11 protein-coding genes are annotated in these 12,126 nt (G+C 44.0%); 4 read left to right on the forward strand and 7 right to left on the reverse strand.

Annotation, left to right across the window (positions count from 1 at the left end; translation table 11 throughout):
• Window positions 1-246: 246 nt before the first annotated feature.
• The 7 genes from ACZ45G_RS02045 to ACZ45G_RS02075 form a co-directional block, all read right to left on the reverse strand.
• Window positions 247-1,485 (reverse strand): alpha/beta hydrolase, encoded by a 1,239-nt coding sequence (locus tag ACZ45G_RS02045; protein WP_464174976.1) that lies wholly within the window; start codon window positions 1,483-1,485, stop codon window positions 247-249.
• 407 nt (window positions 1,486-1,892) lie between these two features.
• Window positions 1,893-2,471: a C-GCAxxG-C-C family (seleno)protein gene (locus ACZ45G_RS02050; protein ID WP_464179839.1), complete on the reverse strand. Its 579-nt coding sequence runs from the start codon at window positions 2,469-2,471 to the stop codon at window positions 1,893-1,895.
• A gap of 15 nt (window positions 2,472-2,486) precedes the next feature.
• Window positions 2,487-2,756: a hypothetical protein gene (locus ACZ45G_RS02055; protein WP_464174977.1), complete on the reverse strand. Its 270-nt coding sequence runs from the start codon at window positions 2,754-2,756 to the stop codon at window positions 2,487-2,489.
• Between the two features lie 83 nt (window positions 2,757-2,839).
• Window positions 2,840-4,132, reverse strand: coding sequence for an OsmC family protein (locus ACZ45G_RS02060; protein WP_464174978.1), 1,293 nt, complete (start codon window positions 4,130-4,132; stop codon window positions 2,840-2,842).
• 127 nt (window positions 4,133-4,259) lie between these two features.
• A complete protein-coding gene (locus ACZ45G_RS02065; RefSeq protein WP_464174980.1) occupies window positions 4,260-4,706 on the reverse strand; it encodes a MarR family winged helix-turn-helix transcriptional regulator in 447 nt (148 codons plus the stop codon).
• A 303-nt stretch (window positions 4,707-5,009) separates the two neighbouring features.
• Window positions 5,010-6,476, reverse strand: coding sequence for an ATP-binding protein (locus tag ACZ45G_RS02070; protein ID WP_464174981.1), 1,467 nt, complete (start codon window positions 6,474-6,476; stop codon window positions 5,010-5,012).
• 14 nt (window positions 6,477-6,490) lie between these two features.
• Window positions 6,491-7,201 carry a response regulator transcription factor gene (locus ACZ45G_RS02075; protein WP_464174983.1) on the reverse strand — a complete coding sequence of 237 codons (711 nt, stop codon included), beginning with the start codon at window positions 7,199-7,201 and terminating at the stop codon, window positions 6,491-6,493.
• Between the two features lie 297 nt (window positions 7,202-7,498).
• Between ACZ45G_RS02075 and ACZ45G_RS02080 the strand changes: the two genes are divergently transcribed.
• Genes ACZ45G_RS02080 through ACZ45G_RS02095 form a run of 4 tightly spaced genes read left to right on the forward strand, consistent with a single transcriptional unit; the run spans window position 7,499 to window position 12,077 of the window.
• A complete protein-coding gene (locus ACZ45G_RS02080; protein WP_464174984.1) occupies window positions 7,499-8,878 on the forward strand; it encodes a TolC family protein in 1,380 nt (459 codons plus the stop codon).
• Window positions 8,875-10,056 carry an efflux RND transporter periplasmic adaptor subunit gene (locus tag ACZ45G_RS02085; RefSeq protein WP_464174985.1) on the forward strand — a complete coding sequence of 394 codons (1,182 nt, stop codon included), beginning with the start codon at window positions 8,875-8,877 and terminating at the stop codon, window positions 10,054-10,056. Before ACZ45G_RS02080 ends, ACZ45G_RS02085 begins: the two co-directional genes overlap by 4 nt.
• 51 nt (window positions 10,057-10,107) lie before the next feature.
• Window positions 10,108-10,824, forward strand: coding sequence for an ABC transporter ATP-binding protein (locus ACZ45G_RS02090; RefSeq protein ID WP_464174986.1), 717 nt, complete (start codon window positions 10,108-10,110; stop codon window positions 10,822-10,824).
• Window positions 10,825-10,859: 35 nt separating this feature from the next.
• Window positions 10,860-12,077, forward strand: coding sequence for an ABC transporter permease (locus ACZ45G_RS02095; RefSeq protein ID WP_464174988.1), 1,218 nt, complete (start codon window positions 10,860-10,862; stop codon window positions 12,075-12,077).
• Window positions 12,078-12,126 lie beyond the last annotated feature (49 nt).

Consider the following 12,126-nt stretch of genomic DNA (forward strand, 5'->3'; position numbering starts at 1 on the left):
ACTGCGACTTTTTACATTTTAAGGGTGGAATGGTCACGACTATGAATACATATTGTCGCCGTGAAGTTTTGAGTATCCCTCACTACTGGCAAAAGAAGTTAACGCCTAAAAAGATGGCTAAAGGGGAAACATCAAATGATAGTGACGGCAAACTGAACAGCCTATGTCAAGGGTCGATTTCAGCAAGCTTCCTGGGTTCTGGTCATGATTGAGTTTATGAACAGCCGCAAAAGTCATAAACTGTCATTATGGATTTTTATTAACGATTTTTTTAATCCTCTGGAAATAGGTGTCTGGAAACTTCCATATGGCCTCTTTGGTATCTTTGTAAAGGCCCCGTTCAAACGGATTGATCTTATATTTTAATGTTAGAATAAGATCCGTACTCACCCAAGGACTTTTTACAAAATAACCGTGCCCGTTTCCGGAGGCAGTTGCCTCAGCAGCCGCCACATCAATTATTCTTGTCTTATCAAAGATTTTATACGGCTGTAAATCTTCAGGTGTGATACCCATCTCACCGGGAGCCCCAAGGCGGGGCCAGCCAAAAAACCGTAATGCCCAATTTAATGCGGTATCATTGGCATTGGTGTAAATGGTTATATTTCTGGCAATATCCTCAAACCCATCCCTGTACCTTGCCCCAAAGAGCATCATGTCAATATCAGGTGCGGCAAAAATAACCTGATCAATTTTCAAGGTTTTTTCCAGCTTGGAATTTGAAAATCCATGAGTCATCAATCTTAATTCATGCAGGGCCTGACTGACGATTCGGGCGCCTGCACTGTAACTGAGGATATGGATGGCCTCCACATCTGTTTCATTAGCCAGATAAATTAAAAGCATTCGAAAATGCTGAGCTGTAAAAGCGGTGGTTTCGACATCCGAGAGATAATCCCTTATCCTTTGCCCTGAAGGCCACGAATAGGCGATAAAGGCCCCCGGGTATCCCAAATAATACCAGAGTTCTGCCGCCAATAGAACTGGGTATGCAAAATCAACCTTGAAACCAGGAACAAATATGTAGATGGATTTGCTATCTGAATTTGACAACCGGCGTTTAATTGAGGCCATAAAATCATCTGGTTTATCAGCATCTCTATTCACAGGATGTTTTAAAAACTTTGATGCATTTCCAATGGTACTTAGCTCTTTAATCTCGGTTATCTGTAACGGGACATCAATATCTCGGTCCTTTTGAAAACTTGCCTTTTCAACTGCATTCCAAGCCATATCCTCATCACCGAATTGTACGGTTGCCAACCCCAGGGACAGGCTTGAACTTCTATTGTTTCCATAATAAATTGGATTTATGATGGCCATATCCGTGGGCATACGGTCTGTTGCATAAAATATATCAAGAAAGGGAGGCGCAACATCTTGCGGCAGGCTGTCATAGGGTTTAGACAATTTATCCCTGAAAATTAGCGGGGTTGACATGAGCACGGCCTTTTGCAGCACAACCGGCCTATTGTAAAAAAACATCCCTCCAGCAATTATGATAATAGCAAGAGTGGGGATCCATATTTTTTTAACTATTTTTTTCATGACTGCACATATAACGCTTTTCAGGATCGGTTTCAACGTATGACTATGTTAAATTTTGTTTAATAAATAAAAATATATATGTCAAACAGCGTCCAATTTTGACCCCAGTCAGCCTGATATTGACCCCAGCAAGCGGTTATCCGAGCAGCAGGCGGTTTTATTGAAAAGCCCAGTATTCATAGGAGTATTGGCTTTAAAAATGATGCATTCTTTTTATCGAAGGGGGCAAGGTTGGACGCTTATCGGGGGCAATATTCAACTCTATTTGACAGGCTTCGATGGCCATGGGGGGCAGATGCCGGCAAAATTGGTGATACCCGCTTCATCACTTTCGATAACCCCGCTTATGTATGGTCTTCATGGCAGAGCATGCAGTTCATCTGACCCATCTGGTTATGCATCCCGTCTTCACCTTTTTGAAATACTTTCGGACCATGGCATTGAAGACATTTAGCGGTCTCTTCAGATGGCATCCATTTTTCCGGGGCCCATTTTCCCGCCAGGTATTCATTGATGGTTTGAACTGTCATATAGATGACCTCTCCTGCCACCTTGGCGCAGCGTTCAAATTTTTCCATGGAATCGACATCAACTCCGGCTGACAGGGCCCACTTTGAAACCGATGTGTGGCAAAGCGGTGTCATGGCCTGCTCCTGAACCTGTTTGGGAAATTTTGACAGATGATCAAACCGTGTTGTTGGGAATTGCATGCCGGAATACCACTTCATCAGGTAGTCTATCACGGCCATGTACCCGTAATGATCATCGTAGAGAACCATGTTGATAAGGCATGAACTAACACCCAAAGCTCCGCAGAGGGTCCCGCTTCCGGCGTAGCCATGCCCGGCATGTTCGAACATAAAATCCGGAAGGGTGGTCCAGGGATAACCGACTTTTTCTTTCAGAAGGCTGAGAACTCCCAGCCAGGTTCCGGTCCCTCATCCGCCGTGCTTTTTAAGATAACTTTGGTAAGCCAGGGTTCCTGCCTCCATGGGGTCAAGCTCAACCCACTTCCAGGGTAGGGGCGGTGCCGGGGTTGCTGTTGGTTCAGGTGCGGCAGAGACCCTGCTGATCTTCCCTGCGAGCCCTCCCATGAGGACCAGGCCAGCCCCTTTAAGGATATTCCGTCGGGAATGTTTCACCTCGTCTGTATCTGTCAAACTGTCTTTTTTTCTTTGCGCCACAATATCTTCCTTTAATGATTTCATGTCCCTCTTTGACTATTTTTTCCCTTCCGGTGGGGCATTGTGTTTTATTCTGCCTGAATGCTTGACAGATTTGTCATTTAAAATTATTTGACGATCGTTCCATTGAGGTAGATATTTGATTCCATCTCTGTCTCATTTTGAACACCCTCACCAGCAAAACACATGCGAAGGGCTTGTTTCGCATAATCCGTCAATGCCTCTTTTGCTGCATCACTTTTTACGATGACTCTGGTGATGACATAGTCAAGGTGACCGGTCATTGTCGGGGTCATGAAATTATCCTGTTGATAATTAAACTGGTGTTCAACTCTGAAATCATCGATATTGATGCCCTGTTTCTGGAAGTACATTTTATTTGCTGTAAGCTGACTCATCAGACAAAACGAAGTGCCCATGGTAAAATAGTCTCTTGATGTAGGTGCTTTGTCCATACCCTTATATCCACGGCTGTCATCGGTATATAGCTCCCAGGTCTGGTAGTTTTCAGTCAAGGATTTCGCTCTGATTTTATGCAGGTATGGACGCGTGGCATCATGTGCAGATTCTGCTATGGATATTTCACTAAATGTAACCGGATTAGGGAACTGACCCATATCCAGACCAAGATCTTTTTCAATTTCTATTGTTTGCAGGTTCAGATCAGGTGTTACATTGGTGATAGTGCGGCCATTATCGATGGATATCGGTGACGCTACTTTGCCAGGACGGGCTTTCAGCCCGGCCCAATCATCCGCATTGATAAGGATCCCTACATCAATTGTAGTTTTATTTGCCAATCCTTCACCAATCGCCCACGCTTTAAGCGCTTTTTCTTTTAATTGTTTTATCTTTTCAGGTGATTCACTGCTTTTAATGAGAATGTTAGAGATAACTTTATCAGTATAACCAGACCAGTTGTTACTCATCGGATCTAACCATCTGAAAAAGATTTTTGATTCTACTTTTACCTCTTCAACGTCTAATGCCAATATTTTTATTAATCTTTCAACCTGGGTCAATAAGCTTGAAGAAGCTCCAGCCGCATAATAGGTCAAAGGGTTCGGTGCTGTTTGGCTATGTCCCGAACCACCCTCATCACTTACAAGCTCCCATGCGCTGAATTGTTTTTCGCCGACAGGTTTCACGAGACCTTTCTTAAGAAAATGAGCCTCTTTGTTGAGGATGTTCTGAGTCGTAGTAACAATATTTTCAGAAATAGCACCATTTACAGGTATAGCTTTTGTAGGGGTAAATGTTGTCGGGCGCGTATAGTTATCCAGTCTCGTTTCAACCTGATAAACTTTTGGGCTTTGGTTTACATCATTTTGTGCATAAGCTGCACTTACTGAAATAAGGAGAGCTGCTATTATTGACAGTGTACAAAATTGAGTTTTCATTGTTTTTTTCTCTTATTCTTAATTAATTTGTTTAGGAAAAATTAAGCGATCTGAATCGCTCGTTCATGGCATTGTTTGATGCACAGGCTGCATTCCACACAATTTTTAAAATTGACAGCAAAGGATTTCACACGTCCTTTGACAATTTCTTTTCAAGGGTTGAGGTGATAATCCCGATCAGGCGCATGAACTCTTTTTGTTCGGTTTCATTCATTCCTCCGATAATAATCTCATTTACACTGCGGGATGCCTCCTGCAGTGCTTCTTTAATATCCAATGCCCTTTGTGTCAGATAAATCCGCCATTGCCTTTTATCCTCTTCATCTGGTACTCGTTTTATTAATCCATCCCGCTCCATCCGTTTTAACGTGTTTGCAAGGGTGGGTTGTTCAACACGGATAAGATCACGAAGTGCTTTCTGGGTGATCCCCTGCTCTTCCCATAAATGGACAAGTATGGGGAATTGCCCAACGGCCACGTTATAGTGTTTTATCCTTTCCTGGAGAAGCGCCATGGCCATACGCGTGGTGTAGTGAAAGGTAAACCCCAAAGATTTTTCTTTTAACTGATTCATTTTTTTTCTCCATCTACATAAAAAGTTAAATTTCACGCAACAAACACATAGCTTGCTATGTATATTGCATAGCAAGCTATGTATGTCAATAAAAAATATTAATGTAAAATTTAATTGGGTACGATGGGTTCCAAATGGAGGGGCGACGCGACCCGGGAGCTGTAGCCTGCACGGCGGGTTTTGCTTTATCGAGACCGCAGACATTACATCCGGCCGTCACATCAGGGTGGAACCATGACAACTTTTATGGTAGTGCCAAAATTTTGTCAGGATATCCTTTATCATCAAACGGAACTGTGTACATTAACTGGCAATGATTGTTTTGGGAATAGTGATAATGATTTTCAGACCGCCATCCCTTGAATTTTCTGCCCTGATTTCTCCCTCATGAAGCTTAATAGCTCTGTACGCAATTGCAAGGCCCACACCGGTGCCACCTGTTTTTCTTCCTCTGTCTCCTTCTACCCTGTAAAAGGGTTTGAAAAGATGAGGCAGCGCTGCCGATGGAACACCTGGACCGTGGTCCTTAATGGTCAGGACGATGGGATCTTTTTCTAGGTTTTGGGTTTCAATATTGATGTCCACGGTTGTACCCTCCGCTGTATGCCGAATCGCATTTCGAACGACATTTTCAATGGCTCGATAAAGCATTTCCGGATACCCGTGGGTTTTGATAACACAAGTTGAGGTAATGACCACAGAAACATTTCTACTTTGTGCTTCGAAGTTGGCATCTTCCCCTATGAGATGGATCAAATCAGACAAGTCAACTGATTTACAGATCCTTAAATTTGGCCCTGTTTCGAGCCTGTTCAGCAGTAAAATTTCCCCAATGAGAAAATTGAGCCGTTCTGCTTCCAGCTCAATGCGTTGCAGGCTCGGCATGACCTCGTCCGATGCCTTGTTTCTTGATATTTCCAGTGCAATGGAGAGCCTTGCAAGGGGGGAGCGCAGCTCATGGGAAATGTCCCTTAAAAGCTGCTGGCGGTCTTTGATCAGATTCTGGATCTGGGAGGCCATTTGATCAAAATCCAAACCCAATTGGGCGATTTCATCCTGTCGCCTTCCAAAGGTTTCACTTACCCTTGCTCCAAGGTCCCCTGTTGCAATTTTTCTGGTTGCTCTGCGAAGTTTTGTTATGGGGCCTGTGATATGGCGCGTAAGCAGAAAACTGAGCAGGGTCAGCATAATAATAGAGATTATCATTCTTATTGTGAAATCAGGCGGGAAAATCGAAAATTTTTTGGGTCGGCCCTGACGCCCTGCTATGGTGTATGTTTTCCCATCCGGCCCGGTCAGTCGACACATTACAACAATGCCATCGGCGATACTTGTATTTATGACCGGATACTCTTTTTTTCGAAATTGTGTCAAAATTGCCTCAAATTCCGGCGACATTTTTCTGTTGGTCAATGAATGTCCTTCTGAATTAAACACATAAGGTTCGAAATCAAGAATTGTTTTTACTTGATTGGCATAGGAAATAGCGGCGGGTCTTCCTTCTAAGGCCCACTTTTCAATCAAAGGGGTTGAATAAAGATAAAGGACTTGAGCCAGATTTTGTTGACGGTTTTCCTCTTGTTGCTTCATCCTTGCAGCAGGACCTGTACTGGAGGTAAATGTAACCAGCAGTGCGATTCCCATGGATAAAAGATTGATACTGCAAGCTAAAAAGAGAATCTTGAAGAATAAGTTTTTTCTTATTATGCCGGAAAGGGTGTTGTTTAAGACAAGACCAGACCAAAATCTCTTTGTTTGGGCGCTCATCATTTGTACGCGTCTCCTTATGCCTCTTCTTCCGGCAGTGAGTAGATATATCCTACGCCCCGGATACTTTGGATTCGCTCAATATCATAATATTTGGGACCCAGCTTTTTTCTGAGACTGCTCACATGAACATCAATACTCCTGTCGAAAATATCCAGTTTCCTGCCCAGAACAGTTTCAGAAAGAAAATCGCGATTCACCACATTACCGGCATTTTTCAAGAGTTCATGAAGAAGTGTGAATTCAACTGCTGTGAACGAAACTGGTTTTTTATTTAGAAACACGGTCCTTTGTCCAGGATTGAGGATAACATCTCCTATCTCAAGAGAGGGATTTTGCCTGGAAATATTTTCAGAGTCTTCTCTTGTCTCGAACCGCCGCTGTACAGCACGAATCCTTGCCACAAGCTCTCTGGGATTAAACGGCTTGGGCAGATAGTCGTCTGCTCCCATCTCAAGGCCCACAATCCGATCGACATCATCCCCTCTTGCTGTGAGCATGATGACTGGGATTTTAGATTTGGCTCGAATATGGCGCAGGGTGTCAAACCCGCTCATTCCTGGCAGCATTACATCTAAAACCACCAGATCATGGACTTGGCTGAGGGCAAGCAAAAGACCCTCTTCAGGGGTCTGAACTGTCTTGACATTAAAGCCTTCGGGGGTCAGGTAGTCGGTTAACAGTTCACAGAGCTCTTCATCATCATCGATTACAAGAATACGGTTCATAGTTTTATTTACGCTTAAAAAAATCTAATAAATTCAATTATATGGTTGCCTAGACAATCTAAATTTTAATTATACACGAATATGATCATTTTGCATGTAAAGAAACGTAAAGCCATCTGGATCAGAATTTACAATTCTTAACCCTGGCTTAACTATAACTTTACAGCAAGCGAGAAAAAGATGGGTTATATTCAGATCACAATCACGATGGAAAGGGATCATGATCAAAATTTAAACCAAAGAATGGAAAGCAGGAAAACAAAAATAATGAAGGATTTAACAGAAGGGAAAATTTAGATGATACAGAATTCTACCATTTCTCCATGGATGATGAATAAGCAAATCGTTTTCCTGGTGATGATTGTTTTGTTTTTTTATATTTTTTTCCAGGGGGCGGCAGTGGCGTCTGAAGTTCAGAAAATGAGTCTGGTTGAGGCGGTTGAGCTGGCCCTGAAAAACAACCAGGATTTGAAACTTGCAAAAAACAATGTTCAATACTCACGGTTTACCCTGGACAAGGAAAAAAACGATTATTTACCCGCAATAACCGGCATCGCAAATACGGCCCTGAACAATGCCTATGGGAAATCAGGCTTAAACCATGACTATTATACCCAGGGAGCAGAAGTATTTGCCCAACTCAATCTTTTCAACGGATTTGCGGATAAGGCATCTCTTGAAAGTGCGGGCTATGATTTGTCCTCGGAGGAGCACACACAGATCAGGCAGAAGCAGCAGGTGATCTATGATACCATGAGTGCATATATTGATGCGGCACAACAACGCCAGGAAATTGAAGTGGCCCGGGAGAATCTGACAAACAACCGCCAGCAGGAAAAAGAGATCAAAGCCTTTCATGACGCCGGTAAAATCCCGGCCACAGACCTTTACCAGCAGCAGGCTGAAACCGCTAAAGCCAGATTCGATTTGATCAGCGCTGAAAACACCTACAAGATCAGTAAAATGCAGCTAATGAAAACCATTGGCGTCTCAGTCCCAGGCGATATCGAGATTGAGATACCCCAAATAACAATGTTTTCAACGATGCCTGAAACAGATACTCATGGTCTCATAGAGGCCGCTTTTCAAATCCGTCCAGATCTTCTTGCTTTGAAGAAAAGCGTTTCTGCAAAAAAAGCAAAGATAAAGGAGGCGGCATCCGGCAAATACCCGTCAGTGGATTTTAATGCTGGCATGGGAAGCCTGTATGACAAGCGGGATGGTGAAAATTTTGGGGGTCAGTTCGGCGATGACAATCTATATTCTTACATAGGGGTCTCGGTCTCCCTGCCTATTTTTGACAGGCATCTGACCCGGACCCAGGTGAACCAGGCAAAAATCGACAAACAATCGGCAAATCTGACCCTGGAAAAATTAAAACAACAGATCCGTGTGGAGCTTGGTCAGGCAGTTGCCGACTACCAAACAGCATGTGAATCGATCATGGTGTCCAAATCCAGACTGTTTTATACCAACAAAGCCTTGGAATCGGTTTTCCAACGGTACAAAATGGGTGCGGCCAATTTGACTGAATTAACACAGATTCGCTCCGATCAAGTGGATGCCCGAAATAACATGATCGAAGCGAAAATGGATAAAATACTGAAACTTATTTCCATCTTTTTTTACAAAGGAAATCTTGGATTGTCACATATCTTAAAGGGAAAATTGTCATGAAACTATTAAAAATCGGGATGAAATTTTTAAAACTTGCTCTCATGGCCGGTGGTGTTCTTTTGATTTTTCTTACCATTCAAAGGTATTGGGCAGCGGCCGCATATCAAGGGCCGCCAAAATCACCCCAATTTCGGATTGAAAAAATCAAAAGGGGCAATATAGAAAATACGATCTCCTGTACCGGAACCCTTTCAGCGGTTGGAACCGTGGAGGTGGGGACACAGGTGTCCGGCACAATCAAAAAAGTATTGGTGGATTATAATGACCGGGTGACAAAAGGGCAAATCCTTGCCGAGCTGGATCTGGACACCTTGAATGCAGCAGTGGCTGCTGCTGATGCTTCGGTTATCAAGGCCCGGGCACTCTACAAACAGGCCACAGCCGAATATGAAAGAAATAAGCCGTTGTACGAGCAGGGACATCTCTCCTCCCAGGAGATCCTTATCTATGAGACAGAAAAAGAGACGACACGGGCGGAACTTCTATCTGCCCAGGCTGTTGTGAAAAAAGAAAAAATAAATCTTCGTAACGCCCAGATCAGATCCCCCATTAACGGTGTCATCCTCGAACGGAATATCGAAGAGGGTCAGACCGTGGCAGCCAGCTTAAGTACCCCAACTTTGTTTATTATTGCAGAAAATTTGTCAAGCATGGAGATTGAAGCAAGCGTTGATGAAACGGATATCGGGATGGTAAACAAGGGACAAGCGGTGACATTCATGGTTCAGTCCTATCCTGATGATCTCTTTTATGGAACCGTAACCCAAATACAGATGAATCCAACCGAGACATCCAATGTAGTGACCTATACCGTGATTGTGGCGGCACCAAACAAAGAGGGAAAACTGCTTCCTGGTATGACCGCTACAGCAGATTTTGTGGTGGAAAAGGCGGAAAACCAGCTGTTGGTTTCAAACGCTGCCCTGAATTTCAGGCTCGATAACCTCAATAATAATGAGGATCCGGGCATCTATGTGCTTGATGGGGGCAACCCCAAACGAGTTTGTGTTACCCTAGGTATCACAGACGGCATAACTACGGTGATAAAAGGTGAAACCCTGACTCCCGGGACCTCGGTCATTATCGGAAAAAATATTGAGAAGACCGAAAGTTCCAACGGTTTTTTGTCAAAAATTCTTCCAAAGCTCCCTGGAGGCGGTGGTGGGCCGAGAAGGTAGACGCGGTTTTAAATCAAAAGAGCTTATGGATGATCCATAAGTGGAGAAAAAATGAAAACAATACAACTTACGAATATCAAAAAAACCTTTCACCTGGGCGGTGAAACCGTCCGTGCATTGGATGGCATCTCTCTCACCGTTATGAGGGGGGATTTTCTGGCGGTAATCGGTACATCCGGATCTGGGAAATCCACCCTTATGAACATCATCGGCTGCCTGGATCAGGCCGATCACGGGGAGTATTTTCTGGAGGGATTAAAGGTGAGTCAAATGGATAAGAATGAATTGGCTGACATTCGGAATCAAAGAATCGGCTTTGTGTTTCAAGGGTTCAACTTGCTTCCCAGAACAACAGCCCTGGAAAATGTGCAGCTGCCACTCATCTATAGAAGGGGAAAACAGATAAATAATCCTGGAAAAAAGGCAAAAGAGGCCCTTGATATGGTCGGGCTTGCAAACCGAATCCACCACGAACCCAACCAGCTTTCAGGTGGTCAACAGCAGCGGGTTGCCATTGCCAGAGCTTTGGTGACAGATCCTGCCATTATTCTCGCAGATGAACCCAGTGGTAATCTGGACAGCCGAACGACAGAGGAGATTCTTTCCCTGTTTCAAAAACTGAATGATGAAGGGATCACCATTGTTCTTGTAACCCATGAAATGGAAGTGGCTGAGCATGCCAAACGTGTGATCGATATGAGGGACGGCCGTATCATAAATAATTATGAAATTGCACATCGACGATATGCGTCAATGCAAATATCCTGATACTATATCATATCCATGAAATGGAGGTCCCTATTATGAAATTAAGAAAGTTTGTTATCAGTGCCCTTAGAAACATAACCCGGAACAGAATGAGAAGCCTGCTTACCATGTTAGGAATCATTATCGGCTTGGCTTCTGTGATAGCGCTTGTTGCCTTGGGAAAAGGGTCCCAGGCAGATATTGAATCAGAGATCAGTTCCCTTGGAACCAATCTGATTATGGTTAAACCGGGCAGCACCAAGACCCACGGAGTGAGGGGGGGAGCTGGAACCAAAAGCTGCCTGACCATGGATGATGTTACAACTCTCGCTAAATCCGCCCAAAATATCCAATATGTCTCGCCACTCATTCGGGTTTCATCCCAAATCATTGCCGGTAACGCCAACTGGAATTCAAGCATTGAAGGTGTGGATACCACCTATCCCATGATTCGCAACTATGAGCTAGCCCAGGGATCATTTTTTAGCAGGAGAGATATAAAGGTGAAGGCCAAGGTTGCGGTACTCGGGCAAACGATTGTGGATGAGCTTTTTTTTGGTCAAAATCCTGTGGGGTCCCGTATCCGTATCGGTAACATCCCTTTTAAAGTCATAGGCGTTCTCGCTGAAAAAGGCCAATCTTCAATGGGAAACGACCAGGATGATATTGTCTTTGTTCCATTCACCACCGCCCTTTATCGAATGAGTGACGGCGAAACTGTGCATGACATTATGGCCAGTGCCACTTCAGAATCGGCCATGGACCAGGCAAAGGCTGAGATCACCAGCATTCTCAGAGAAAACCATGGCATAACAATTGGTAACGATGATGATTTTGAAATACGGGATCAGGCTGAGATTGTCAGTATGGCCACCCAGGTTACCGGCACCCTTACCATGCTGCTCAGTGCCGTCGCCTGTGTTTCCCTTCTGGTCGGTGGGATCGGTATTATGAATATCATGCTGGTTTCGGTAACCGAAAGGACCCGGGAGATAGGCATTCTCATTGCAATCGGTGCCCGGAGTTCTGATATCTTGATTCAGTTCTTGATCGAAGCGGTTATTCTCAGTCTTTCAGGTGGAATCATCGGCGTTTTGACCGGGATCGGTATCGCCTTTGGATTGGGCAAAGCCATGGGTACCCAAGTGATTGTGGAACCCTCCATGATCATCATCAGCGTTGGATTTACGGCGGCAGTTGGAATTTTCTTCGGTTACTATCCTGCAAAAAAGGCTTCAGCGCTTAACCCAATAGAGGCGATGCGATACGAGTAAATATAACTCAAAATGATGTCATGGATTCAGGCCAGCTATTCACGGTATA

It is taken from the genome of Desulfoconvexum algidum, assembly GCF_055382125.1.

Bases quoted from the DNA above. Each gene is read 5' to 3' on its own strand.
- ACZ45G_RS02045 (WP_464174976.1), bottom strand. From the start codon at position 1,485: ATGTTTTTTTACAATAGGCCGGTTGTGCTGCAAAAGGCCGTGCTCATG.
- ACZ45G_RS02055 (WP_464174977.1), bottom strand. From the start codon at position 2,756: ATGAAATCATTAAAGGAAGATATTGTGGCGCAAAGAAAAAAAGACAGT.
- ACZ45G_RS02060 (WP_464174978.1), bottom strand. From the start codon at position 4,132: ATGAAAACTCAATTTTGTACACTGTCAATAATAGCAGCTCTCCTTATT.
- ACZ45G_RS02065 (WP_464174980.1), bottom strand. From the start codon at position 4,706: ATGAATCAGTTAAAAGAAAAATCTTTGGGGTTTACCTTTCACTACACC.
- ACZ45G_RS02070 (WP_464174981.1), bottom strand. From the start codon at position 6,476: ATGATGAGCGCCCAAACAAAGAGATTTTGGTCTGGTCTTGTCTTAAAC.
- ACZ45G_RS02075 (WP_464174983.1), bottom strand. From the start codon at position 7,201: ATGAACCGTATTCTTGTAATCGATGATGATGAAGAGCTCTGTGAACTG.
- ACZ45G_RS02080 (WP_464174984.1), top strand. From the start codon at position 7,499: ATGATACAGAATTCTACCATTTCTCCATGGATGATGAATAAGCAAATC.
- ACZ45G_RS02085 (WP_464174985.1), top strand. From the start codon at position 8,875: ATGAAACTATTAAAAATCGGGATGAAATTTTTAAAACTTGCTCTCATG.
- ACZ45G_RS02090 (WP_464174986.1), top strand. From the start codon at position 10,108: ATGAAAACAATACAACTTACGAATATCAAAAAAACCTTTCACCTGGGC.
- ACZ45G_RS02095 (WP_464174988.1), top strand. From the start codon at position 10,860: ATGAAATTAAGAAAGTTTGTTATCAGTGCCCTTAGAAACATAACCCGG.